The organism is Paraburkholderia oxyphila NBRC 105797 (genome assembly GCF_000685075.1).
Taxonomy (GTDB): domain Bacteria; phylum Pseudomonadota; class Gammaproteobacteria; order Burkholderiales; family Burkholderiaceae; genus Paraburkholderia; species Paraburkholderia oxyphila.
In genome coordinates this window covers 79,135-102,400 of record NZ_BAYD01000002.1, presented here as the reverse complement: position 1 = coordinate 102,400, position 23,266 = coordinate 79,135, and the positions used below count along the sequence as shown (strand labels likewise).

Sequence of the window (23,266 nt, the reverse complement as noted above, 5' to 3'; positions counted from 1 at the left end):
CGCGGCGGGTGGCGCGGCAGCGGGCTCAATGAAGCTGCTGGTAGATCTGCTCGGCGAGCGCGCGCGAAATGCCTTCCACGCTAGCCAGATCCTCCACGCTCGCGGCCATCACGCCGCGCAGGCCGCCGAAGCGCGCGAGCAGGCGCTGACGGCGCTTCGCGCCCACCCCTTCGAGCTCTTCGAGCCGCGAGGTCTGGCGCGTCTTGCCGCGCTTCGCGCGCATACCCGTGATGGCGAAACGGTGCGCCTCGTCGCGGATCTGCGCGACCAGCATCAGCGCCGCGCTCTCCTTGCCCAGCTCGAGCGGCGGCCGGCCGTCGGCGAACACGAGCGTCTCGAGGCCGACCTTGCGCCCCTCGCCCTTGGCCACGCCCACCAGCATCGCAGGGTCGAGCCCCAGCTCGTCGAACACCTGGCGCGCGATCTCGACCTGGCCCTTGCCGCCGTCGATCAGCACGATGTTCGGCAGCGTGCCGCCGGTCGCAACGGGCTCCGCGCCTTCGGGCGGCACCGCGCTGGTATCAACGGCTTCGGCGGCCTCGGAGGTGTCTGCTGCTACAGCGCCGCCTGCAGCTTCGGGCGCGGGCAAGGCCTGCGCTTCGTCCGTCTCGTCGCGCGCCGACTGCGCGACCATCTTTTCATAGCGGCGCGTGAGCACCTGGCGCATGGCCGCGTAGTCGTCGCCGCCCGTGATGCCCGTGATGTTGTAGCGCCGGTACTCGCCCGATTGCATCTTGTGATGGTGATAGACGACGCACGACGCCTGGGTCGCCTCGCCCATCGTGTGGCTGATGTCGAAGCACTCGATGCGCAGATGCGCGAGGTCGTCGAGCTCGAGCCCGAGCATCTGCGCGAGCGAGCGCGTGCGCGCCTGCTGCGAGCCCTGCTCGGAAAGCAGGCGCGCAAGCGCGAGCCGCGCGTTTTGCTCGGCCATGGCGAGCCAGGCGCGCTTTTGGCCTTGCGGCTGACGCAGCAGCGTGACCTTGTGCCCGGCCTGCTCACTGAGCACGTCGACGAGCTCGCGGTTCGCCGGCGGATGGCTCACCACCAGCACCGGCGGCACGCGGTTGCCGAAGTAATGCTGGGCGATGAACGCGTCGAGCACTTCGGATTCGATGCCGATCTCGCGCTTGCCGCGCGCGGCCGGCCTGGCTGCCGGCGCGGAGTCGGCGCCTGCCTCTGCACGATCACCGGCATCGGCTTCGTCTTCCGCGTCACCGGCTTCGCTCCCGGCAGCCGGGGCCGCACCGTCCGGCCCTTCGGCCTCGCTCGCGAGATCTACCGCGAGCGCGAGCGGATCGGGCGCGGCGTCTTCATCGGCTTGCTCGCGCGCATCACCGCCTTCTTCGCCTTCATGGCCGGCTCGCGCACCTGCTGCGGACACCAGCGCCTTGCGCGCGAGCGACGGCAGCGACTTCAGCGCCGATGCCGCCAGCACGGTCTCGCCGTCGATCTCCTCGGCGACACCGCCCTCCTCATCAGTCAGCGCGCGCTCCACGTGCGCCGGGAAATACGCCTTGTCGCCGAGATGGCGACCACCTCGCACCATCGCCAGATTCACGCAGACCCGGCCGCCCAGCGCCACCACCGCGAGGATGTCGACGTCACTCTCGCCACCCGTCTCGATGGCCTGCTGATGCAGCACCGTCGAGAGCGAGCTCATCTGGTTGCGCACCGCCGCCGCCTGCTCGAATTTCAGCTCGGCGGCGAATGCGTGCATTTTCGTCTCCAACTCCTTCATCACTTCGTTCTGGCGGCCGAGCAGGAAGCGCGAGGCGTTGCTCACGTCGCGCGCGTAATCGTCCGCGCTGATCGCGCCCACGCACGGCGCCGTGCAGCGCGCGATCTGATGCAGCAGACAGGGCCGCGTGCGATTGTTGAAGACCGAGTCTTCGCAGGTGCGCAACTGGAACACGCGCTGCAGGATCTGGATGCTCTCGCGTACCGCCGAGGCGCTCGGGAACGGCCCGAAGTACTGGTTGTTGCGATCGACCGCGCCACGGTAGTAGGCCATGCGCGGAAACTTGTGGCCCGTGAGCTTGAGGAACGGATACGACTTGTCGTCGCGAAACAGGATGTTGTAGCGCGGCGTGAGCGCCTTGATGAGGTTGTTCTCGAGCAGCAGCGCCTCGGCCTCGGAGCGCGTGACCGTGGTCTCGATACGCGCGATGCGCGTGACCATCATGGCAATGCGTGGCGAGAGCTGCGTCTTCGTGAAATAGCTCGACACGCGCTTTTTCAGGTCGCGCGCCTTCCCCACGTAGAGCACGGTGCCTTGTGCGTCGTAGTAGCGGTACACGCCGGGCAGATGCGGGAGCTGCGCCAGGACCTCTTTCGGGTCGAAAACGTCGGGAGCGGTGGAAGCGGTCATCCAGTCTGGGGGGCGTCGGGTGGCAAGCCGCGCCGCCTCTCGCGACGCCGCCGTGCGGGTGTCTTAGAATCGCAAGTTTAGATCATTCCGCGCGGGGCCGAACCCGCTGGAGCATCGGCCGGATGGCCTGCGGGCCGCGCGGCACGATGGCCTGATGGCTGTTCTCACGATCCCGCACCTGCGCTCCTTTCCCCTCCATGCCAGACAGCAAACGTCCCGCAGCAACCGGCAAACGCGACACCACGCCAAGCCCAGACGAATCGCGCATCGCCTGCGACATCTTCTGCGCCGTGATCGACAACTTCGGCGACATCGGCGTGTGCTGGCGCCTCGCGCGCCAGCTTGCGCACGAGCACGGCTGGGAGGTGCGTCTCTTCGTCGACGACCTGCACGCCTTCCAGCGGCTTTGCCCCGCGCTCGACCTCGAACGCGCCACGCAAAGCGTCGAAGGGGTCGTGGTCGAACACTGGCACGAGCCCGGGCACGCGGGCGAGACGCTCCAGATCGCCGATGTGGTGATCGAAGCGTTCGCCTGCGAGCTGCCGGGCGTCTACCTGAGCGCGATGGCGCAGCGCGAGCGCACGCCCGTGTGGCTGAACCTCGAATATCTGAGCGCCGAGGACTGGGTTGCCGATTTCCATCTGCGCCCTTCGCCGCATCCGCGCTACCCGCTGCTCAAGCACTTCTTTTTCCCGGGCCTGGGTCCGGGGACGGGCGGCGTGCTCAAGGAACGCGACCTGGACGCCGCGCGCGAGGCGTTCGAGCGCTCGGCCGCCGCGCGCGCGGCGTGGTGGCAAAGCGCGACTGGGGGCCCGCCGCCGGGTCCGGATGCCACGGTGATCTCGCTCTTCGCTTACGAGAACCCCGCCGTCGACGCCCTGCTCGAGCAATGGCGCGACAGCCCGACGCCGATCGTGCTGCTCGTGCCGCAGGGCCGCATCTCCGGCGCGCTCGCGCGCTTTTTCGGCGTCCCGTCGTTCGATGCCCACGCTTGCGCCGAACGCGGGTCGCTGCGCGCGCACGGCCTCGCCTTTACGGAGCAGCGCGGCTACGACGCCCTGCTGTGGGCAAGCGACCTCAACTTCGTGCGCGGCGAAGACTCGTTCGTCCGCGCGCAATGGGCGGCCCGGCCGTTCGTCTGGCAGATCTATCCGCAGGCGGACGACGCCCATCTGCCCAAGCTGGACGCGGCGCTCGAGCACTACACGCGTACGCTCGCCGAGGCACCGCGCGACGCGCTCGCGCGTTTCTGGCACGCATGGAACGGCAACGGCGCCCAAACGACGCCTGGCGGCCCCGACGGTGCGCCCGGCCAGCCCCACGATGCGTCGCCTCGGCCCGTGCCCGACTGGCGCGATTTCGCCCAATATTTACCCGCGTTCAGGACGCGGGCGCAGGCCTGGGCGGACGAACTGGTGCATGTCGGCGATCTCGGCGGAAATCTAGCCGAATTCGCAAAAACTCAGTTAAAATAAGCGGTTACCCGACGGCAGCCGTCTCAAGCGCTTCGATTCCTGTGCCCCGATCATCAAGGGGACACACCATCCGACCCGCTTGCGACGTTTGCCGTCGCGCACACTTGAAGCTATTTAATATCTGGACAGGACTGTTTTTTATGAAGACCGCACAGGAACTCCGCGTCGGCAACGTCGTGATGATCGGCAACGACGCCATGGTCGTGCAGAAAGCCGAATACAACAAGTCGGGCCGCAACGCCGCCGTCGTGAAGATGAAGTTCAAGAACCTGCTGACCGGTTCGGGCATGGAAACCGTGTACAAGGCTGACGACAAGTTCGACGTCGTCGTGCTCGATCGCAAGGAAGTGACCTACTCGTACTTCGCCGACCCGATGTACGTGTTCATGGACGCCGACTACAACCAGTTCGAAGTCGAAGGCGAGATGATGGGCGACGCCCTGAACTACCTCGAAGACGGCATGCCGTGCGAAGTCGTGTTCTACAACGAGAAGGCCATCTCGGTCGAACTGCCGACCACGCTGGTGCGCGAGATCATCTACACGGAACCGGCTGTCAAGGGCGACACGTCGTCGGGCAAGGTCATGAAGCAGGCCAAGCTGAACACGGGCTTCGAGTTGCAAGTGCCGCTCTTCTGCAACATCGGCGACAAGATCGAAATCGACACGCGCACGAACGAGTACCGCAGCCGCGCGTAACGCGTTCGGTTGCATGCGCCAGCCGCGTGAGTGCATCCGCAACGATCTGCAAGCGCGCGCAAGGCCATCTCGATGCGTGGTGGATGCAAAAATGAAAGCGCCCTTCGGGGCGCTTTTTCTTTTATGCCCGAACGTGTATGTTTGTGACTCCATGGGAAATCCTTACCGGTTATTCAGGTGCGCAAATCAGGCGCGCTTCGCGGCGGTAAGGCACAGCACCCATGGCATGGTTTCTGCTGGTTCAATTTCGAGATACATCGCGCCATGGAGCAACCCGCGAGTATTGCTCTTCGCTGAACCAGGAGAGACACGATGAATAACGACATCGCTGCAGGCAAGTGGAAGCAGTTGCTGGGCAAGGCCAGGACGGCCTGGGGCAAGCTCACGGACGATGAGCTTGCGAAAGTCGAAGGGCACGCCGAACGCCTCGTCGGCTTGATCCAGGAGCGTTACGGCAAGACGCGTGACGAGGCCGAGCGTGAGGTCCGGCGCTGGCTCGATACACACGGGCCACACCACTGACCGATTGGCTGACGACGCGGCTTGCTTCGCCCTTGACCGAGGCCGCTTGCATGCAGGGTGGGGGTAGTACGGCTTGCGCGTGACGCTTCGCGGCGCAGCAAGCCCGCGCGGCACGCGACGCAGCGCGACGGTGACGTTGGGCAAGGACGATCCGCACGGGCAGATGCCCCGCGGGCGCCGCCCGCACGCGCGCACCGCATCGCAGTCGGCACAGCCCGACGCACCGCTGTGCGCCAGCCGCCAATCTGGGAGGACCGGAACTGAATAACATGCTTCGAGACACCCTGGTGATCTCGGTAAAAACCTCCGTATCGTGCCGCGCCGCGGCGCGCCGCATCGTCGCGCCTGCCGGCCGGTCTGACTGCCGCCCGGGCTGCGCGCACGCGAGCGCGCCTGCCCGGCGCACCTGCGTTCATCCGTAAGCCGCATTCAGCCATGCCACACGCCCTGATTGTCGAAGACGATCCCAACAGCCTGTCCGGCCTTTCGGCCATCCTGGCTGCCGACGGTTTTTCCGTCGATACGGCCGCCACGCTGGCCGACGCGCGGGCCGCACTCACGCGCTTCATTCCCGACGTCGTGCTCGTCGACCTGAACCTGCCCGACGGCAGCGGCCTCGAGTTGCTGCCCCTTCTGCCTGCCCAGCCGCCCGGAGGCGCACTGCCCGTGATCGTGATGACCGGCAACGCGACCGTCGAGAGCGCGATCGAGGGCCTGCGCCATGGCATCTGGGACTACCTGCTCAAGCCCGTCAACATTCCGCGCCTGCGCAGCCTGCTCGCGCGCATTCCGCGCCCCTACGAGCTCACCGAGGAAGTCCGCATGCTGCGCGCGACGCTGCGCGAGCTCGGCCGCTTCGGCCCGATGGTTGGCCGCAGCAACGCGATCCAGCACGTCTATGACGCACTCGAGCAGCTCGCGCCCACCGAATCGGCGATCCTCGTGCACGGCGAGGCCGGCACCGGCAAGGAAGTGGCGGCGCGCACGCTGCATCAGCTGAGCCGCCGGCGCAAGGGGCCGTTCGTCGTCTGCGACGTGCGCGCGCTCACGGCCGAAGCCGCCAGCGGGCGGCCCATCGCAAGCCAGCTCTTCGGCCACGAGCGCGGTGCGTTCAGCGGCGCGGAGCAGCGCGAGCCCGGCCTCGTCGATCAGGCGAGCGGCGGCACGCTCTTCGTCGACGAGCTCACCGAACTGCCGCGCCCCCAGCAGGAAGCGCTGCTGCGCGCGCTCGACTCGCAGACCTTCATGCGGGTGGGCGGCAGTAGCGAAGTGGGCACCGATTTCCGTCTCGTCGCGGCCACGCGCGCCGTGCCGCGCGAGGCGGTCCGGCAAGGCATGCTGCATGAGGGCCTGTGGATGCGCCTCGACGCCGCGTCGGTCCAGTTGCCGCCGCTGCGCGAACGCGAAGAAGATGCGGCCCTGCTCGCCGCGGCACGCGTCGACGAGCTCAATCTCGAGGCTCACGCGCGCGGCCTCACCGGCACGACGCGGCTCGTCTCGCCGTCGTTCGTGCGCGAGTGCCTCGCCTACGACTGGCCCGGCAACGTGCGCGAGCTGCACGAGCGCGTGGAGCGCGCGTGGCACGCGTCCGGCGACATCCTCGAAAGCTTGCAGGGCGAGGAAACCAGCGGCGTCGCGCCGCGCGAAGTCAACGGCGGCCGCGTGCAGGTCACGGTCGGCACGCCGCTCGCCGACGTCGAGGAGATGCTGATCCGCGCCACGCTCGACGCCGTGGGCGGCACGCGCCATCGCGCGGCGTCGCTGCTCGGCATCAGTCCGAAGACGCTCTACAACAAGCTCCAGCGGATGCGGCTGAACTGACGCCCCGCTCCCTCTTTTGCGCGTAGAAAAACGGCGGCCCTTCGAATTCGAAGGGCCGCCGTTACGATTTCCTGGGCCATGTGCGCACGCGATGTAACGTAACACGCGCCGCGCAGGTGCTCAGGGAAGCACGGTACGCATCAACGTCTGTGCGGACTGATACGCGGGATCGGCCACGAGTTTTTCCCAGCTAAGCGCCTTGCCGCGCGGACGCAGCCGCCTGATGCGCTTCGCCGACGCCTGCGCGGCGCGCGTAGGCTCTCCAGTGCGCAGCGCGTCGAGCACCTTCTCCGCCTCGTGCGGCTGGTTGCAGATCAGCACCATGTCGCAGCCCGCTTCGAGCGCCGCGCGCGCGCCCTCGGTCAGCGTGCCGCCCTGGCGCGCGGCCTCCATCGAGAGATCGTCGCTGAAGATGGCGCCCGTGAAGCGCAAGCGCTCGCGCAAGATCTCCTGCACCCAGATACGCGAGAAGCCGGCCGGCTTCGCGTCGACCTTCGGATAGATCACATGGCCCGGCATGGCCGCCGTGAGCGAGAGGCCGAGCCAGTCATAAGGCTGCGCGTCCTCGCCGAGGATCGATTCGAGCGGACGCTCGTCCACCGGCACCGCGACGTGCGAATCCGCCGTCGCGAAGCCGTGCCCCGGGAAATGCTTGCCGCAGTTCGCCATGCCCGCAAGCGCGAGGCCGTGGTTCAGGCTCTTGGCGAGCAGCGTGACGACGCGCGGGTCGCGATGGAACGCGCGGTCGCCCACCACCTTGGACTGGCCGTAGCCCAGATCGAGCACGGGCGTGAAGCTCAGGTCGATGCCGCACGCGCGCAGCTCGCTCGCGAGGATATAGCCGACCGACGTGGCCAGCTTGGTGGCAAGCAGCACATCCTTGTCCCACAGCGCGCCGATGCGCCCCATCGCGGGCAGCACCGTGAAGCCATCGGTCCGAAAGCGCTGCACGCGGCCGCCTTCGTGGTCGACGGCGATCAGCAGGTCCTCGCGCACCGCGCGGATGGCGTCCGTGAGCGCGACGAGCTGCGCGCGGTTTTCGTAGTGACGCGCGAACAGGATCACGCCACCGGTTGAGGGATGCGCGAGGCGGCGCACGTCGTCGTCGTTGAGCGTCGTGCCGACCACGTCGAGCATGACCGGTCCGGGAATTCTCTTCATCGATCGGGCGTTGAATGGATGTTGATTTTAGGCAACGGCCGCCGCGCGCAGCGTCTGCCGCGCGCGACCGGATGGAAATCAGCGAGTGGGTTGGCCAGTTTCGGCGATCACGAACGAGACGGCATAGTCCTGCTCGTCGGTGATCGACACTTGCGTGGTGATGCCGCGCGCCTCGAGCCATTGCGCGAGCTCGCCCGAAGCCACCATGTACGGCTTGCCGCCGGGCGCGTTGAGCGTCTGCACGGCACGCCAGGTCATCGGCATGCGGATGCCGAGGCCGATGGCCTTCGAGAACGCTTCCTTCGCGGAAAAGCGCGTGCACAGGTAGGCGAGCCCGCGCTTCTCGGAGCGCGCCTTGCGCGCTTCGTAGACCGCGAGCTCGTCAGGGCCGAGCACGCGCGCCGCAAAGCGGCCGCCGGTGCGCTCCATGACTGCCGCGACGCGGCTCACCTGGATCATGTCGGTACCGATGCCGTAGATCGCCATGCAGTCCTCGTCGCCGGGTGGGTCACGCGCGCGTCGCGGCGAGACGCGACGCGACCATGATCGCCTTCATCTCGCGCACCGCGTTCTCCCAGCCCGCGAAGATCGCATGCGCGACGATCGCGTGGCCGATGTTGAGCTCGTGAATGCCGTCGATCGCGGCGATCTGCTGCACGTTCGTGTAGTGCAGCCCGTGGCCCGCGTTGACCCTCAGCCCGAGGCCGATACCGCAGTTCACGCCCAGCACCACGCGCTCGAACTCGCGCTGCTGCCCGGCGGCCTCGTGCGCTTCGGCATAGCGGCCCGTATGCAGTTCGATCACGGGCGCGCCGGTTTCGTGCGCGGCGCGAATCTGCGTCTCGTCCGGGTCGATGAACAGCGACACGCGGATGCCCGCATCGGCAAGTTGCCGGCAAGCGGATGCGACGGCGTCGAACTGCCCCGCCACGTCGAGACCGCCTTCGGTTGTCAGCTCCGCGCGCTTCTCGGGCACGAGGCAGACGTCCTGCGGCTTGATCTCGCACGCGATGTCGAGCATTTCAGCCGTGACCGCGCACTCGAGGTTCATGCGCGTCTTGAGCAGCGGGCGCAGCTTGCGCACGTCGGCGTCGACGATATGACGGCGATCCTCGCGCAGGTGCAGCGTGATGACGTCGGCGCCCTGCTCTTCGGCGAGCAGTGCTGCGCGGATTGGATCGGGGTAGGCCGTGCCGCGCGCGTTGCGCAGCGTGGCGACGTGGTCGATGTTGACGCCGAGGTCGATCACGTCAGGCGAAGTGAGAAAGAAGCTCATAGATTCTGCAGGTCGATCAGGATCTGGCGCGTCGCAAGCGGCGTGCCGCCAAGGTAAGTGTGCAACAGGAAACGCATCAGCGCCTTGCTCTGCGCGACGGTCTGGGGTCGATGGTAATCGTCCTCCTCCATGTCGAGCAACGTCTGGCCGGAAAGCACGGGCCATTGCGAGGGCCATTCGTCGGAAGCCTCGCGCACGCCGCGCTCGGGATCGAACACGTAGCGCCCTTCGGGCACCACGGCCTTGCGGTTCACCGTGCGGTTGAGCGAGAGCGCGTAGCCGGTTTCGCGCAGCAGCACGCGCTCGAACGAGCGCAGCACCTGCACGGGCGGCTCGTCGTGCGCGAGACGCGTCATCGTCACGACGTAGTGGCGAAACAGTGGAGGATGCGGGTCTTCGCGCGCGCAGAACTTCACGAGCAGCTCGTTCACGTAGAAGCCGCACAAGAGCGCGTCACCGGTGAGCGGCAGCATGCCGCCTACCCATTCGGCGCCGGTGAGCGTGCGCACCTCGCCCTTGCCGGTCCACGAGAGCGTGAGCGGCTGGAAGGTCTGCAGCACGCCGCGCAGCGCCGAGTGCGGACGCTTGGCGCCCTTCGCGACAAGCGCGACGCGGCCGTGATCGCGCGTGAGCACGTCGATGATGAGGCTGGTTTCGCGCCAGGGATAGCTGTGCAGCACGAACGCGGGCTGCTCGGCGACGCGATAGTCGGGCGTCGCGCTGCGCGGCGCGCGCGGCAGTGTCGAGCGCGCGCTGGTCTTGCCCGGAGCGTGCGATGTCGGGGTGCGCTCGAGCGTGGCGTCGGCGCCTTCGGTCAAATCGCTGTCTGGCGCAGAGGACTTCGCGCGCCGGCTGCGCGATGGCGTAGCCTTGGCACGCGAGCGAGCACCGGCGGGCGCCTCGAAGTCGGCGTCGTCGGCGTTCATGCCCGCGTCGGGCGCGGGCCGGTCGTCGTTCAGGGTTCCGGCTGCGCCGTCACTCATCCTGGCACTCGTAGCGGGTCACTCGTAGCCGTAAGCGCGCAGGCCGGCCTCGTTGTCGGCCCAGCCGCTCTTCACCTTCACGAAGGTTTCGAGATAGACCGGACCGTCGAACAGCTTTTCCATGTCGAGGCGCGCGTCGGTGCTGATCTGCTTGAGCTTGGCGCCCTTCTGGCCGATCACCATGGCCTTCTGGGTGTCGCGCTCGACGAGGATCGTCGCGAAGATGCGGCGCAAGCGCCCTTCCTGCTCGAACTTGTCGATCAGCACGGTGCTCGTGTACGGCAGCTCGTCGCCGGTCCAGCGGAACACCTTCTCGCGCAGGATCTCGGCGGCGAGAAAGCGCTCGCTGCGATCGGTCAGGTCGTCTTCGCCGTAGATCGGCTCGCCTTCGGGCAGATACGGCTTGAGCGTTGCGAGCAGGCGCTTGATGTCGTCGGGATCCTTGGCCGAGAGCGGAATGATCTCGCGGAAATCGCGCAGCTTCTGCACTTCCTGGATGAACGGATAGAGCGTGGCCTTGTCGGTCACGCGGTCGATCTTGTTCGCGATCAGGATCGTGGGCGCGTTCGGCGGAATCAGGTCGAGCACCTTCTGGTCGTCGGGACCGAACTTGCCGGCTTCGATCACGAACAGCACGGCGTCGACGGAACTCAGTGTCGAGGTAACGGCGCGGTTCAGCGAGCGGTTCAGCGCGGTGCTGTGGCGCGTCTGGAAGCCGGGCGTGTCGACGAAGATGTACTGCGCGTCGTCGACCGTGTTGATGCCGGTGATGCGATGGCGCGTGGTCTGCGCCTTGCGCGACGTGATGCTGATCTTCTGGCCGACGAGCGCGTTCATCAACGTGGATTTGCCGACGTTCGGACGGCCGACGATCGCGACCATGCCGCAGCGAAAACCGGCAGGAGTGGAAGTGGGAGCGTTCATGATCGGACCGGAGTATGAGAGCGGCGCGCGGACGGTTGAAACGGCGCGCGCACGGGTTGAATCAGTGGCCGGCGTCGGCGGCGCGCACGGGGACCGCGGCGCCCGCTTCGGCGCTGGCGCCCGCGGTGGAGCCGGACGATGTGCTGGACAGCGCGCCCGGCGACGCGTCGTTGCCTGCGCCGGCCGCGCCGGTTGTGCCGCTTGCGCCATTACTGGCCGTACCGTGCTGTCCGCCGTTCTGCTGTGGATCGCGGCCGCGCGCCACACGCGGCGCGATCGACCCGGCGGACGGCACGGAGTCGAATTTATCGGCAGGCTTTTCGGCGTGCTTCTCCGCGGCGGTGCGCTCGGTTTTTTCAGCCGGCTTTTCCGGGGCTTTGTCGCCACCCTTCTCCACGCCACGCTCCTGCACGTGCGCCGCGCGGATCACCGCGAGCGGCGCCGCCAGTACGGTGGCGGCCGCAGCCTCATCGCCTGCCACAGCGGCATGGTGTGCACTCGTGGCCGCCGCACGCTCGCCGCGCGCGCGACGTTCCGGTGTGCGCAGATCGAGTGCGCCCTGCACGCCCGTCACGCCGGGCACGACCTCGGGCTCGGTCTTGGGCGCGCGTGCGCCCTTCGAGCGGCGCGGCTTGGCGACCAGCGCGGGCGCGGCGGCCATCACCTCGTCGAGCGCCTTCTTCGCGGCGGCCTGCTCGGCCGCGCGGCGGCTCGCCCCCGAACCCGACACCTTCACGTCGAGCTTGGGCACCGTGCATTCGACCTCGAACTGCTGATTGTGCGCCGCACCATGCGTGGCGACGACGGTATAGGTCGGCAACGCGATCTTGTGCCCCTGCAGGTACTCCTGCAGCAGCGTCTTGGAATCCTTGCCGAGCGTGCGCGGATCGATGTGATCGAGGATCGGCACGTAGAGGCGCTTGATGACCGTCTGGGCGGCGTCGAAGCCGCCGTCGAGGAAGATTGCGCCGAAGATGGCTTCGAGCGCGTCCGCGAGGATCGACGGGCGCCGAAAGCCCCCGCTGCGCAACTCGCCTTCGCCGAGCCGCAGGCCGTCGGCGATATTGAGGGCCTGAGCGATCTCGTAGAGCGACTGCTGCTTGACCAGATTCGCGCGCACGCGCGAGAGGTCGCCTTCGTCCAGCTTGCTAAAACGTTGGAACAATAGGGCCGCCACCGCGCAATTCAGAACCGAATCACCGAGGAATTCGAGGCGTTCGTTATGCGTGGCACTGTGACTGCGGTGGGTCAAAGCCTGGCGCAACAATTCCGCATTGCGAAATTCGTAGCGCAAACGGCTTTCCAACGGAGATAGGGGCATGGGGAGAGTATAACGCGCCCGCCGCCCCCGGCGAAAACGCGGGGCGGCGGGCGAAAAACCGTGATGAAGCGACGTTACCGCCGGTTCTTCAAGTAGCGTGCGAAGATGCGCTGCGAATCACACACGTGGACGCACACGCATCGACGCGCACGCCATTACTCGAACGAACCGATGCGCTTCAGATTGCTGAAGTTCATCCAGATGAAGAACGCGCGGCCGACGATGTTGGCGTCGGGCACGAAGCCCCAATAGCGGCTGTCCGCGCTGTTGTCGCGGTTATCGCCCATCATGTAGTAGTGACCCGGCGGCACCTTGCAGATCACGCCGCGCGCGTTGTACTGGCAGTTGTCGCGATACGGATAATCTTCGGCGCCCACAATGAACGGCGGCACCGCGGGGTTGTTGAGGATGTTGTTCTTGCGGTCGCCGAGGTCTTCGGTGAACTGCTTCGCGTAGCCGATGCGCTCTTCATCGAAATAATCGGGTTGCGGCGTCTCGGGCACCGGCTTGCCGTTGATCGTGAGCTGCTTGTCCTGATACGCGACCACGTCACCCGGCAAACCGATCACACGCTTGATGTAGTCGACCGACTCGTCCTTCGGATAGCGGAACACCACCACGTCGCCGCGCTCGAGCGGACGGCCCTGGGTGATCTTCGTGTTCGTGATCGGCAGGCGCAGACCGTAGTCGAATTTGTTCACGAGGATGAAGTCGCCCACGACCAGCGTGGGCACCATCGAGCCCGACGGAATCTTGAACGGCTCCACGACGAACGAGCGCACGAGGAACACGATCAGGATGACGGGAAAGAAGCTCGCCGTGTATTCGAGCCACCACGGCTGGCGCAGCTTTTCGTTGCGCAGGTTCTGACGCGTGACGGGCGCGTTCTCGTCGGCGAAGCGCTCACCCACACGCGCCTGCTGCCGGTCGAACTCGGCGACGGCCGCATCGGCGGCGAGGCGCCGGCGCGGCATGAAAACCAGCTTGTCTGCAACCCACGCGATACCCGTCAGCACGACGAGCACAAAAAGAATCAGCGCAAAATTCATGTAGAGATCCGTTGTTCTGGCTTATTTGTCTTCGACACGGAGAATCGCGAGGAATGCCTCTTGCGGAATTTCGACAGAGCCAACCTGCTTCATCCGCTTCTTGCCTTCCTTCTGCTTCTCGAGAAGCTTCTTCTTGCGCGTGATGTCGCCGCCATAGCACTTGGCCAGCACGTTCTTGCGCAGCGCCTTGATGTTCTCGCGCGCGATGATGTGCGCGCCAATGGCCGCCTGGATCGCCACGTCGTACATCTGGCGCGGGATGATCTCACGCATCTTCGCCGCCACTTCGCGGCCGCGGTATTGCGACTGCGAGCGGTGCACGATCACGGACAGCGCATCGACCTTGTCGCCGTTGATCAGCATGTCGACCTTCACGACGTCCGAGCTGCGGTATTCCTTGAACTCGTAGTCCATCGACGCGTAACCGCGCGAGACCGACTTCAGGCGGTCGAAGAAGTCGAGCACGATTTCCGCCATCGGGATTTCGTAGGTGAGCTGCACCTGGCGGCCGTGATACTGCATGTTGATCTGGTTGCCGCGCTTCTGCGTACAGAGCGTGATGACCGAACCCACATAGTCCTGCGGCATGTACAGGTTCACGGTCACGATCGGCTCGCGGATCTCGGCGATCTTCGAGGGCTCCGGCATCTTCGCCGGGTTCTCGACCTTGATCAGGGTGCCGTCGGCCTGCACGACTTCGTACACCACGGTGGGCGCCGTAGTGATGAGGTCCATGTCGAACTCGCGCTCGAGACGCTCCTGCACGATCTCCATGTGCAAAAGACCCAGGAAGCCGCAGCGGAAGCCGAAGCCGAGCGCCTGCGAAACTTCGGGCTCGTACTGGAGCGAAGCGTCGTTGAGCTTGAGCTTTTCGAGCGATTCGCGCAGCGCGTCGTACTGGTTCGCCTCGACCGGATAAAGGCCCGCGAACACCTGCGGCTTCACTTCCTTGAAGCCCGGCAGCGGCGCCGGCGCCGGCTTCGTGGCAAGCGTGACGGTGTCGCCCACCTTGGTCGCGGCGAGCTCCTTGATGCCCGCGATGATGAAGCCCACCTGCCCCGCCGAAAGCTGGTCGAGGTTGCGCGACTTCGGCGAGAACACGCCGACGTGCTCGACCGGGTACTGCGCGCCGGTGGCCATCAGCTTGATCTTGTCCTTCGGACGCAGCGTGCCGTTGACGATGCGCACGAGCATCACCACGCCCACGTAGTTGTCGAACCACGAGTCGATGATGAGCGCCTGCAGCGGCGCTTCCGGGTCGCCCTTGGGCGGCGGCACCTTGGCGATCAGCGATTCGAGCACGTCCTCGACGCCGAGACCGGTCTTCGCGCTGCAGCGCGTGGCGTCGGTGGCGTCGATGCCGATCACGTCCTCGATCTCGGCGATGGCGTTCTCGGGGTTCGCCGCGGGCAGGTCGATCTTGTTGAGCACCGGCACGACTTCGACGCCGAGCTCGATCGCGGTGTAGCAGTTGGCCACCGTCTGCGCCTCGACGCCCTGGCTCGCGTCCACCACGAGCAGCGCGCCCTCGCACGCGGAGAGCGAGCGGCTCACTTCGTACGAGAAGTCGACGTGTCCTGGCGTGTCGATCAGGTTCAGGTTGTAGACCTTGCCGTCACGCGCCTTGTAGCTGAGCGCAGCGGTCTGCGCCTTGATCGTGATGCCGCGCTCGCGCTCGAGATCCATCGAGTCGAGCACCTGCGATTCCATTTCACGGTCGGACAGGCCGCCGCACAGCTGGATGATGCGATCGGCGAGCGTCGACTTGCCATGGTCGATGTGCGCAATGATCGAGAAGTTACGAATATGATCCATTCAGTACCGATCAAGCGAAAAAGGCGCGCCCCAACCATTGCTGGGCACGCCTCGTAAATAGATGAAAAACCGCAGTATTTTAGCCGAAAAGGGGTCCCACGGGCGAACCGTCCTGTGATGTAACGGATGTGTCATGCCCATGGGACGCGTCGGGCGCGATGCCGGGCGGGCGTTTCACGCGCTGCCCGACGGGGGCGGCAGCACGCTTTGCGCACCCGCCACCTCCGGCACTTCGGCGCTCGAGCCCAGCGCGGCGCGCGCGCGCGCCTCGTCTAGCCGGTAGTGGCACAGCTCGACGCCGTCGCATACCAGCACCGGCACGAGCTCGTCGTAGCGCGCCTGCAGCGCGGGGTCGGAGTCGACATCGATCACCTCGATGCGCGCCCCCGCCGCCGCGGCCAGCGGCTCCAGCGCCGCGCGCATCTCCTCGCACAGATGGCACCACGCGCGGCCATACAGGACGAGATGCGCGCCCGCGCGCGGCTCGGTGGCGGTCGATGTCCGCGCAGGGGCGCCCATCGTACTTACTTCTGCCCCGAATTGCGCGGGCGCAGCGGCACGAACTGCGTGTTCTCGCCACGGCGCACGAGGATCGCCACCATCTTCTGCGGGTCCAGGCGCGATGCGAGATCCTGGAACTGCTTGGCGCTCGTGATGTCCGTGTCGCCCACCCGCAGGATGATGTCGCCCTTTTGCAAACCGGCGCGCGCGGCCGGGCCGTCCACCGAATCCACCATCACGCCGCCCTTGATCTTGAGCTGGCTCAGCTGGTCAGCGGAAAGGTCCGTCACCGAAAGGCCCAGTGCATTCGACGGGCGCGGCTTGGGCTCCGGCGCCTTCTGCTGGTCGGCCTTCGCGCTCTTGTCCGACTGCATCTCGGCAATCGTGATCGGCAGATCGCGCGTCGTGCCCTTGCGCCAGATCGTGATGGTCGCCTTGGTGCCCGGCTTGGTGTCGCCCACCATGCGCGGCAGGTCGGTGGCCGCATCGACCGTCTGGCCGTTGAACTTCTGGATGATGTCGCCGGGCTGGATGCCCGCCTTGTCGGCCGGACCGCCCGGCTCGACGCTCGACACCAGCGCGCCCTGCGCCTTCGGCAGACCGAGCGAATCGGCCACGTCCTTGGTCACCTCGCCGATCGCCACGGCAATCCGGCCGCGCGTGACCTTGCCCGTGGCCTTGAGCTGATCGGCCACGCGCATCGCCTCGTCGATCGGAATCGCGAACGAGATGCCCATGAAGCCGCCGGTGCGGCTATAGATCTGCGAGTTGATGCCGATCACCTCGCCCTGCATGTTGATGAGCGGGCCGCCCGAGTTGCCGGGATTCACGGCCACGTCGGTCTGGATGAACGGCAGATAGTCGCCCGTGTCGCGGCCCTTCGCGCTCACGATGCCGGCGGTCACGGTGTTCTCGAGGCCGAACGGCGAGCCGATCGCCACGACCCACTCGCCCACGCGCACCTTGTTAGAGTCCCCGATCGTGATGGCCGGCAGGTTGGTCGCCTGGATCTTCACGACTGCCACGTCGGTACGGTCGTCCACCCCGATCAGCTTGGCCTTGAACTCGCGCTTGTCGGTGAGCGTGACGTAAATGCTGTCCGCGTCGTCGACCACGTGTGCGTTGGTCATCACGTAGCCGTCGCTCGTCATGATGAAGCCCGAGCCCACGCCGCTGCTCTGTTCGGTATCGTTGCCGCTGTCCGGCCCGGAGTCCTGTCCCCCGCCTTGACCGCCGCCCTGGTCGCCGCCTTGACCGCCGTGTGGCGACTGGTCGCCGCCCTGCGGCCCTTGCGGGAGCGGGATGCCGAAGAAGCGGCGGAAGAATTCCGACATGTCGCCGTTGTCCATCCCCGGCGGCAGCCCGCGCTGCGAGAGCGTCACGCGCGTGGTGGTGCGGATGTTGACGACGGAGGGCCCCACCTTGTCCACGAGATCGGTGAAGTCCGGCAGATTGGCGGCAGGCGCCGCCGATGCCGTGTGCGGGGCGAACGGCAGGCACGCCGCCACCACCGCGGCCGCGAAGAATTTGCGCAGCGGGAGGATCGTCATATCGAAATCGGCCGTAGCGTAGAAGTTACTTGGGAGGCTTGTATTCTATGGCAGACGCGAATTGCTGCAACGTGATCTGGGGCACCTCGCCGAGCAAGGTGATCCAGTAATCCCCGCTGCGCTTCACGAGCACGTGGGTTGCGCCGCTGCTACCCGAGCCTTCCTTGCGGCTATTGTGCTCGACGGGCTCGACAAAGACGGAGATGGCCGACAGTCCATCGGAGAACACGGCCTGATCGACGGGAATGGGCGGATCGTTGGCGTCGCGCGCGGCCATCGGGCGGCGCAGTTCGCGGATCTTGCGAAAGCCCGGCACGGTCTGCGCGAAGGTCCAGCCCTGGGCCTCCATGTCGACCGGCTGCAGCGGCGGACGCACGACCGTCCAGCCGGCGGTGTTACGCATGGCGGCGGCGATCGGCGCCTTGTCCACCGGCACGCCGATGCTCACCTGCGTGAAGGAGAGTTGCTGGAGCACCTGGCCATTTGACGGGTCGAGCGTCTGCGCGCGCAGCAGCAGACCCGTCTTCGCGTCGGCCCACAGCTTGTAGGCAAAGCGGTAGGCGTCCTTCGGATCGAGTTCGATCACCTGGCTGTCGATGCCGGCCACGCGGTCGTTGCCGAGCATCTTCGGATCGTAGACGGCGAGCACCTGCTCACCGCTCGTGGAGAGCAGCGCCGGGAACGCCTCCTTGTTCTGGCGCTTTTCGACGACGCACAGCTTGCGCTCGGGCACGAACGTGTAGAGGTCGTCGTTATGGCGCAGCATCTTGCGCGGCTTGCCATCGAGGCTCTCGAGCTGCTCGTATTCGCCGTCGTTCTTCGTGGCGTAGTGCGTGATGCGCGAGGACTGCACGAAGGCACCGCGCTGATAAACGAAGGTGCCCGTGTAGTTCAGCTGCTGTGCGGCCTGCTGAATGCGGTCGAGCCACTGCGCGGCGCTCTGGCGTGTGGCCGGGTCGGTGGCCGACGCGCCTTGCGCGTGTGCGTGCGTGGCGGCAGACAGCGCGGTGAACATTACGGCCGCACAACACAGTAGTGCCGGCAGCCGCCCCCAGAATGTCGTTTTATTCAACCGCGCTATCTGCATCAGACTTATTGGCCTTGCGTGGTAAGGGCAGCGGAGCGGATGTACGGCATCGAATCCGACATGACCGGTTGCTGCGCGAACTGCTGGTGCGCCTCGAGATATTCGTCCAGGCGCGCGTCGCGGATGATGTTGCCGTCTTGCACGGCAGCCGCCTGCACCGGTGCCGTATTCATGGCCACACGCTGGACGTTGTCGCCGGCGGGCTGCACCGAAGCGATCTGCGGCGCGCCGGCCATGCCGACACCGCGCATCTGCGGCATGACGATCCACGTGAGCGTGGCGGCCGCGGCGGCCACGGCCAGCGAAGGCACGACGCGGCGGCGCAACGCCAGGATGCGCGAGACGCGGCCGTTATGCGTGGCGGCCTGGCCAGACGCCGCAGGCAACGCCGCCGGCGCCAGCACGTGCGGCTCGGCCTCGAAGCGTGCCGCGAAACCCGCCATGAACGACTGGCTCGCGGCCGGGCTCATCGCCAGGTCGTCCGAGCGCAGCACGTCGCCGATCAGGTGATAGCTCGACCAGGCCATGCGGCCTTCTTGATCGAGCCCAGAAAAAATAGTGTTCAGATGCTGTTCATCGCCGGCCATTTCGCCGTCGACGAAGGCGGACAGTTGCTCGCCGCGCGAGCTTGACACCGATTGCATCGAAACCGACCCCATGATGCTCCCCATTTTCTTACAGAGCGCCGTAGTGACACACACCCACATTCTGGTGGATTGCGTCCGTGCCCGGCGCGAGACTGGCCAGTTACCAGCGCTTGCCTTCCGGTGTGTCCAGCAGCGGACGCAATTTTGCCGCAATGGCTTCGCGAGCGCGGAAAATTCTCGATCTGACGGTGCCGATCGGGCAACCCATCATTTCGGCGATTTCCTCGTAGCTCAACCCCTCAATTTCACGAAGAGTAATGGCGGTGCGCAACTCTTCCGGTAAAACCGCCATCGCAGCATTGACCGTCTCTGCGATCTGCTTGCTCATCAACATCGACTCTGGCGTGTTGATATCCCTTAGTTGATCGGCGTCCGAGAAAGTTTCCGCTTCTTCAGCATCCGCTTCGGTAGATGTGGGGGCGCGTCTTCCCTGGGTCGCAAGGTAGTTCTTCGCCGTATTGACGGCAATTCGGTACAACCACGTATAGAAAGCGGATTCGCCACGAAATTGCGGCAGTGCCCGATACGCCTTGATGAAGGCATCCTGGGCCACGTCCTCGACCTCCGCGGGGTCCCGCACGAGGCGCGAGATCAGGCGGATGATCTTGCGGTGGTACTTGGAGACCAGCAGTTCGAACGCGGCCTTGTCGCCTTTTTGCACGCGTTCGACCAGCACCTGGTCGATTTCTTTTTCGCTCACCTGAAAAATCCGTTAGCTCATGGAAGTGGACGCGGGGGCACCATTGTAGCGTTACCGCCACGGTGCCACGTTATGCGCGTAACAGTCGTTACAGTCGTTACAGCGCTCTGGCAAGCGTAGGACGCACTTAGTTGGGGGCGACGCGGCGAAAGACAATGCGGGCGATGCCGGCAATGAGGAGAAATGCGGGTACGCGAAGCGCCGCGCAGGCGCATTGGCGCGATACGGCAGTCGCGCTTATCGGCCGGACGCGCCGCGGGCGCTCACGGCGAGGATGCGGAACGTCTCGGCGTCGAGGGAATCGGCGGCCACGAGCAAGGTCTTGCGGCGCCCGCCCGCCTCCACCACGAGCGCAAGCAGCGCCGCGCCCCACTGCGCGGCGCCGACGAGGCGCCCATCGACGAGACAGGCACCCGTGCGCGCAATGGCGGCGAAGCGATCGGTCCCGATTTCGATGAAAGCCGGCTGCGCGCGGCGCCAAGCCTGGAAAGCGAGCAGCCCGGCCGCGCCCAGTGCGAGCGTTGGCGGCAATGCGCGCCATCCGCCAAGCCAGGGCGAGAGCGTCGTAAAAAATGCTGCAGCGGCAATCAGGACGCCCGCGAGAAGCAGCGCCTGCAACGCCCGGGACGGGCGCAGGGCAACGCGCGGCGCATGCACGCGCCGCGCATCGGAAAGGGGGTGGCGGCCGGCCGGCGCGTCCAACTGCGCCGGCGCGGCCACTGTGTCGCGCGTAGCGATCACGTTCGGCTTAACGCCTGAATGCGGCTCAAGCGTGGCGCTTGAAAACCAGCGTGCCGTTCGTGCCGCCGAAGCCGAACGAGTTCTTCAGCGCGACGTCGATCTTCATGTCCCGCGCGGTGTTCGCGCAGTAGTCCAGGTCGCATGCCGGATCCTGGTTGAAGATGTTGATCGTCGGCGGCGACACCTGGTTGTGCACGGCGAGCACCGTGAACACCGACTCGAGGCCGCCCGCGCCGCCCAGCAAGTGGCCGGTCATCGACTTGGTCGAATTCACGACGATGTCCTTCGCGTGGTCGCCGAACGCGCGCTTGATCGCGGTGGTTTCCGCGATGTCGCCCAGCGGCGTCGACGTGCCGTGCGCGCTGACCCAGTCCACTTCGCTCGGGTTCACGCCCGCGTTGCGCATCGCGTACTGCATACAGCGGCGCGCGCCGTCGCCGTCTTCGAGCGGTGCGGTCATGTGATACGCATCGCCGCTCATGCCGTAGCCGCCGACTTCCGCGTAGATCTTCGCGCCGCGCTTCTTCGCGTGCTCGTACTCTTCGAGGATCATCACGCCGGCGCCCTCGCCCAGCACGAAGCCGTCGCGGTCCTTGTCCCACGGACGGCTTGCCGTTGCCGGGTCGTCGTTGCGCTGCGAGAGCGCGCGCGCCGCCGCGAAGCCGCCGATGCCGAGCGGCGAAACGGTCGATTCCGCGCCGCCCGCGATCATCACGTCGGCGTCGCCGTACTCGATCAGGCGCGAGGCTTCACCAATGCAGTGCAGGCCGGTCGTGCAGGCCGTGACCATGGCGAGGTTCGGGCCTTTGATGCCGTACTTGATCGACAGGTGGCCGGAGATCATGTTGATGATCGAGGCCGGCACGAAGAACGGCGAAATCCGGCGCGGACCGCGATTGAGCAACTCGGTCTGCGTGACTTCGATCATGGGCAGGCCACCGATGCCCGAGCCCACCACCACGCCCACGCGCTCGGCATTCTCTTCGGTGATCTCGAAGCCGCTGTCCTGCATCGCCTGGATACCCGCGGCAATGCCGTAATGGATGAACGTATCCATATGGCGCGCTTCTTTCGCCGGCATGTAATCTTCGACGTTGAAACCTTTCACTTCGCCGGCAAAGCGGGTCGAGAAGTTCGTAGCGTCGAACTTCGTGATGTTGGCGATGCCGGACTTCCCGGCGACCAGATTGGCCCACCCGTCGGCAACATTATTGCCAACAGGCGAAATCAGCCCCAGGCCTGTAACAACAACTCGACGGCGGCTCACGGTAACCCCTTTTCCATAGATGACAAAACAAAAGCCACAGAGGCCACAGGAAATGCTCCTGTGAGCCCTGTGGCTAGTTGACCGGCAGATGTCCCGCAGCGGTTGCGGGGCGTTCGCGGTTTCACGGGCAAGCGTCCTCGCGGGCCGCTAGCGTGCAACTTGTACGCGCGTCGGCCCGGGCAGGAAGATGGCGCTTTAGGCCTTGACGTTCGCGCGAGCGTAGTCGATCGCTTGCTGAACCGTCGTGATCTTCTCGGCTTCCTCGTCGGGGATTTCCATGCCGAATTCGTCTTCGAGGGCCATCACCAGTTCCACGGTGTCGAGCGAGTCTGCGCCCAGATCGTTCACGAACGAAGCTTCGTTCTTGATTTCAGCTTCGGCGACGCCCAGTTGCTCGGCGACGATCTTCTTGACGCGCTGTTCGATGTTGTCCATTACCCCTCCAAGGGAAAAAAGTCAGTTCATAAATGCGAGTGCGCGCATTTTATCAGGTTTGACCTGGCAGAAAAGCGGCGCTCGCTGTTCCGGAACGGCTATTCGCGAGAGCGCCTGGCGAGATTATTCGCACAGGTGCATCAAGGCGCGGATAGTACCTGAATCCGGTTAAGACATATACATCCCGCCATTTACGTGCAACGTCGTGCCCGTGATATAGCCTGCCTGCGGCGAGGCGAGAAAGACGACCGCGTGCGCGATGTCTTCCGGGCTGCCGAGGCGCCCCAGCGGAATCTGCTGCTTGAGCGCCGCCTGCTGCTCGGCGGGCAGATCCTTGGTCATGTCGGTGTCGATGAAGCCCGGCGCCACGCAGTTCACCGTGATGCCGCGGCTGCCGATCTCGCGCGCGAGCGCGCGCGTCATGCCCGCGACGCCGGCCTTGGCCGCCGCGTAGTTGGCCTGGCCCGGGTTGCCCGAGGAGCCGACCACCGAAGTGATGTTGATGATGCGGCCGGTGCGCGCCTTCATCATCGGGCGCAGCACGGCGCGCGAGAGGCGGAACACCGACTTCAGGTTGGTGTCGATCACCGCATCCCACTCGTCGTCCTTCATGCGCATCGCCAGGTTGTCCTGCGTGATGCCGGCATTGTTGACGAGGATCGCGAGGCCGCCGAACTCCTTGACCGTGGCGTCGATGAGCGCTTCGGCCGCAGCCGCGTCGTTGACGTTGAGCACCGCGCCGCGGCCCTTCACACCGGCCTCTTCGAAGGCTGCGGTGATGGCCTGCGCGCCGGCTTCGCTCGTTGCCGTGCCGATCACCGTCGCGCCCTGGCGCGCCAGTTCGAGCGCGATCGCCCGGCCGATGCCGCGCGATGCGCCGGTCACGATCGCGGCTTGATTGTCGAGAGTCTTTTCCATCGTT

22 protein-coding genes are annotated in these 23,266 nt (G+C 66.1%); 4 read left to right on the top strand and 18 right to left on the bottom strand.

The window, feature by feature from the left end:
• Nucleotides 1-25 precede the first annotated feature (25 nt).
• Nucleotides 26-2,371 (bottom strand): excinuclease ABC subunit UvrC, encoded by a 2,346-nt coding sequence (uvrC, locus tag BO1_RS01345; protein WP_028216004.1) that lies wholly within the window; start codon nucleotides 2,369-2,371, stop codon nucleotides 26-28.
• A 197-nt stretch (nucleotides 2,372-2,568) separates the two neighbouring features.
• On the opposite strand from uvrC, the gene earP reads away from it, so the two are divergent.
• The 4 genes from earP to BO1_RS01325 all read left to right on the top strand — a co-directional run bounded on the left by earP (nucleotide 2,569) and on the right by BO1_RS01325 (nucleotide 6,887).
• Complete coding sequence (gene earP / locus BO1_RS01340; RefSeq protein ID WP_043283494.1) at nucleotides 2,569-3,846, top strand: elongation factor P maturation arginine rhamnosyltransferase EarP; 1,278 nt, start codon at nucleotides 2,569-2,571, stop codon at nucleotides 3,844-3,846.
• A 140-nt stretch (nucleotides 3,847-3,986) separates the two neighbouring features.
• Nucleotides 3,987-4,544 carry an elongation factor P gene (efp, locus tag BO1_RS01335; protein WP_028216002.1) on the top strand — a complete coding sequence of 186 codons (558 nt, stop codon included), beginning with the start codon at nucleotides 3,987-3,989 and terminating at the stop codon, nucleotides 4,542-4,544.
• Nucleotides 4,545-4,856: 312 nt separating this feature from the next.
• A complete protein-coding gene (locus BO1_RS01330; protein WP_028216001.1) occupies nucleotides 4,857-5,066 on the top strand; it encodes a CsbD family protein in 210 nt (69 codons plus the stop codon).
• A gap of 435 nt (nucleotides 5,067-5,501) precedes the next feature.
• Complete coding sequence (locus BO1_RS01325; RefSeq protein ID WP_028216000.1) at nucleotides 5,502-6,887, top strand: sigma-54-dependent transcriptional regulator; 1,386 nt, start codon at nucleotides 5,502-5,504, stop codon at nucleotides 6,885-6,887.
• A gap of 120 nt (nucleotides 6,888-7,007) precedes the next feature.
• On the opposite strand, the gene nagZ is transcribed toward BO1_RS01325, so the two are convergent.
• The 17 genes from nagZ to fabG all read right to left on the bottom strand — a co-directional run bounded on the left by nagZ (nucleotide 7,008) and on the right by fabG (nucleotide 23,262).
• Nucleotides 7,008-8,048: a beta-N-acetylhexosaminidase gene (gene nagZ / locus BO1_RS01320; RefSeq protein WP_028215999.1), complete on the bottom strand. Its 1,041-nt coding sequence runs from the start codon at nucleotides 8,046-8,048 to the stop codon at nucleotides 7,008-7,010.
• 78 nt (nucleotides 8,049-8,126) lie between these two features.
• The gene (acpS, locus tag BO1_RS01315; protein WP_028215998.1) at nucleotides 8,127-8,534 is read right to left on the bottom strand and encodes a holo-ACP synthase; all 408 of its coding nucleotides are present in this window, start codon (nucleotides 8,532-8,534) and stop codon (nucleotides 8,127-8,129) included.
• 22 nt (nucleotides 8,535-8,556) lie between these two features.
• Nucleotides 8,557-9,324 (bottom strand): pyridoxine 5'-phosphate synthase, encoded by a 768-nt coding sequence (gene pdxJ, locus BO1_RS01310; RefSeq protein ID WP_028215997.1) that lies wholly within the window; start codon nucleotides 9,322-9,324, stop codon nucleotides 8,557-8,559.
• The gene (gene recO / locus BO1_RS01305) at nucleotides 9,321-10,250 is read right to left on the bottom strand and encodes a DNA repair protein RecO (RefSeq protein ID WP_084687718.1); all 930 of its coding nucleotides are present in this window, start codon (nucleotides 10,248-10,250) and stop codon (nucleotides 9,321-9,323) included. Before recO ends, pdxJ begins: the two co-directional genes overlap by 4 nt.
• A 75-nt stretch (nucleotides 10,251-10,325) precedes the next feature.
• Nucleotides 10,326-11,231, bottom strand: a complete 906-nt coding sequence (era, locus tag BO1_RS01300; protein WP_028215995.1) for a GTPase Era — start codon at nucleotides 11,229-11,231, stop codon at nucleotides 10,326-10,328.
• Between the two features lie 61 nt (nucleotides 11,232-11,292).
• Complete coding sequence (rnc, locus tag BO1_RS01295) at nucleotides 11,293-12,552, bottom strand: ribonuclease III (RefSeq protein ID WP_028215994.1); 1,260 nt, start codon at nucleotides 12,550-12,552, stop codon at nucleotides 11,293-11,295.
• 155 nt (nucleotides 12,553-12,707) lie between these two features.
• The gene (gene lepB / locus BO1_RS01290) at nucleotides 12,708-13,601 is read right to left on the bottom strand and encodes a signal peptidase I (protein WP_028215993.1); all 894 of its coding nucleotides are present in this window, start codon (nucleotides 13,599-13,601) and stop codon (nucleotides 12,708-12,710) included.
• 21 nt (nucleotides 13,602-13,622) lie between these two features.
• A complete protein-coding gene (gene lepA / locus BO1_RS01285; RefSeq protein ID WP_028215992.1) occupies nucleotides 13,623-15,416 on the bottom strand; it encodes a translation elongation factor 4 in 1,794 nt (597 codons plus the stop codon).
• A 174-nt stretch (nucleotides 15,417-15,590) separates the two neighbouring features.
• Entirely contained in the window at nucleotides 15,591-15,935 is a 345-nt protein-coding gene (locus BO1_RS01280; RefSeq protein WP_043283493.1) for a glutaredoxin family protein, read from the bottom strand.
• A 5-nt stretch (nucleotides 15,936-15,940) separates the two neighbouring features.
• Nucleotides 15,941-17,467 (bottom strand): DegQ family serine endoprotease, encoded by a 1,527-nt coding sequence (locus BO1_RS01275; RefSeq protein ID WP_028215990.1) that lies wholly within the window; start codon nucleotides 17,465-17,467, stop codon nucleotides 15,941-15,943.
• A gap of 25 nt (nucleotides 17,468-17,492) precedes the next feature.
• Entirely contained in the window at nucleotides 17,493-18,554 is a 1,062-nt protein-coding gene (locus BO1_RS01270; RefSeq protein WP_028215989.1) for a MucB/RseB C-terminal domain-containing protein, read from the bottom strand.
• Nucleotides 18,555-18,559: 5 nt separating this feature from the next.
• The gene (locus BO1_RS01265) at nucleotides 18,560-19,213 is read right to left on the bottom strand and encodes a sigma-E factor negative regulatory protein (RefSeq protein ID WP_028215988.1); all 654 of its coding nucleotides are present in this window, start codon (nucleotides 19,211-19,213) and stop codon (nucleotides 18,560-18,562) included.
• 88 nt (nucleotides 19,214-19,301) lie between these two features.
• Nucleotides 19,302-19,901 carry an RNA polymerase sigma factor RpoE gene (gene rpoE / locus BO1_RS01260; protein WP_028215987.1) on the bottom strand — a complete coding sequence of 200 codons (600 nt, stop codon included), beginning with the start codon at nucleotides 19,899-19,901 and terminating at the stop codon, nucleotides 19,302-19,304.
• A gap of 237 nt (nucleotides 19,902-20,138) precedes the next feature.
• The gene (locus BO1_RS01255) at nucleotides 20,139-20,642 is read right to left on the bottom strand and encodes a protein YgfX (protein ID WP_052409331.1); all 504 of its coding nucleotides are present in this window, start codon (nucleotides 20,640-20,642) and stop codon (nucleotides 20,139-20,141) included.
• A 25-nt stretch (nucleotides 20,643-20,667) separates the two neighbouring features.
• Nucleotides 20,668-21,909: a beta-ketoacyl-ACP synthase II gene (gene fabF, locus BO1_RS01250; RefSeq protein ID WP_028215985.1), complete on the bottom strand. Its 1,242-nt coding sequence runs from the start codon at nucleotides 21,907-21,909 to the stop codon at nucleotides 20,668-20,670.
• A gap of 195 nt (nucleotides 21,910-22,104) precedes the next feature.
• A complete protein-coding gene (acpP, locus tag BO1_RS01245) occupies nucleotides 22,105-22,344 on the bottom strand; it encodes an acyl carrier protein (RefSeq protein ID WP_004197638.1) in 240 nt (79 codons plus the stop codon).
• A gap of 168 nt (nucleotides 22,345-22,512) precedes the next feature.
• Entirely contained in the window at nucleotides 22,513-23,262 is a 750-nt protein-coding gene (fabG, locus tag BO1_RS01240; RefSeq protein WP_028215984.1) for a 3-oxoacyl-ACP reductase FabG, read from the bottom strand.
• Nucleotides 23,263-23,266: the final 4 nt, after the last annotated feature.

What these genes read in the sequence shown, in the direction of transcription:
- lepA (WP_028215992.1), bottom strand. Translation starts at nt 15,416, where the DNA reads ATGGATCATATTCGTAACTTCTCGATCATTGCGCACATCGACCATGGC.
- nagZ (WP_028215999.1), bottom strand. Translation starts at nt 8,048, where the DNA reads ATGAAGAGAATTCCCGGACCGGTCATGCTCGACGTGGTCGGCACGACG.
- pdxJ (WP_028215997.1), bottom strand. Translation starts at nt 9,324, where the DNA reads ATGAGCTTCTTTCTCACTTCGCCTGACGTGATCGACCTCGGCGTCAAC.
- BO1_RS01330 (WP_028216001.1), top strand. Translation starts at nt 4,857, where the DNA reads ATGAATAACGACATCGCTGCAGGCAAGTGGAAGCAGTTGCTGGGCAAG.
- efp (WP_028216002.1), top strand. Translation starts at nt 3,987, where the DNA reads ATGAAGACCGCACAGGAACTCCGCGTCGGCAACGTCGTGATGATCGGC.
- fabG (WP_028215984.1), bottom strand. Translation starts at nt 23,262, where the DNA reads ATGGAAAAGACTCTCGACAATCAAGCCGCGATCGTGACCGGCGCATCG.
- uvrC (WP_028216004.1), bottom strand. Translation starts at nt 2,371, where the DNA reads ATGACCGCTTCCACCGCTCCCGACGTTTTCGACCCGAAAGAGGTCCTG.
- acpS (WP_028215998.1), bottom strand. Translation starts at nt 8,534, where the DNA reads ATGGCGATCTACGGCATCGGTACCGACATGATCCAGGTGAGCCGCGTC.
- BO1_RS01280 (WP_043283493.1), bottom strand. Translation starts at nt 15,935, where the DNA reads ATGGGCGCCCCTGCGCGGACATCGACCGCCACCGAGCCGCGCGCGGGC.
- BO1_RS01275 (WP_028215990.1), bottom strand. Translation starts at nt 17,467, where the DNA reads ATGACGATCCTCCCGCTGCGCAAATTCTTCGCGGCCGCGGTGGTGGCG.
- BO1_RS01325 (WP_028216000.1), top strand. Translation starts at nt 5,502, where the DNA reads ATGCCACACGCCCTGATTGTCGAAGACGATCCCAACAGCCTGTCCGGC.
- era (WP_028215995.1), bottom strand. Translation starts at nt 11,231, where the DNA reads ATGAACGCTCCCACTTCCACTCCTGCCGGTTTTCGCTGCGGCATGGTC.
- BO1_RS01270 (WP_028215989.1), bottom strand. Translation starts at nt 18,554, where the DNA reads ATGCAGATAGCGCGGTTGAATAAAACGACATTCTGGGGGCGGCTGCCG.
- acpP (WP_004197638.1), bottom strand. Translation starts at nt 22,344, where the DNA reads ATGGACAACATCGAACAGCGCGTCAAGAAGATCGTCGCCGAGCAACTG.
- lepB (WP_028215993.1), bottom strand. Translation starts at nt 13,601, where the DNA reads ATGAATTTTGCGCTGATTCTTTTTGTGCTCGTCGTGCTGACGGGTATC.
- earP (WP_043283494.1), top strand. Translation starts at nt 2,569, where the DNA reads ATGCCAGACAGCAAACGTCCCGCAGCAACCGGCAAACGCGACACCACG.
- recO (WP_084687718.1), bottom strand. Translation starts at nt 10,250, where the DNA reads ATGAACGCCGACGACGCCGACTTCGAGGCGCCCGCCGGTGCTCGCTCG.
- BO1_RS01265 (WP_028215988.1), bottom strand. Translation starts at nt 19,213, where the DNA reads ATGGGGTCGGTTTCGATGCAATCGGTGTCAAGCTCGCGCGGCGAGCAA.
- rnc (WP_028215994.1), bottom strand. Translation starts at nt 12,552, where the DNA reads ATGCCCCTATCTCCGTTGGAAAGCCGTTTGCGCTACGAATTTCGCAAT.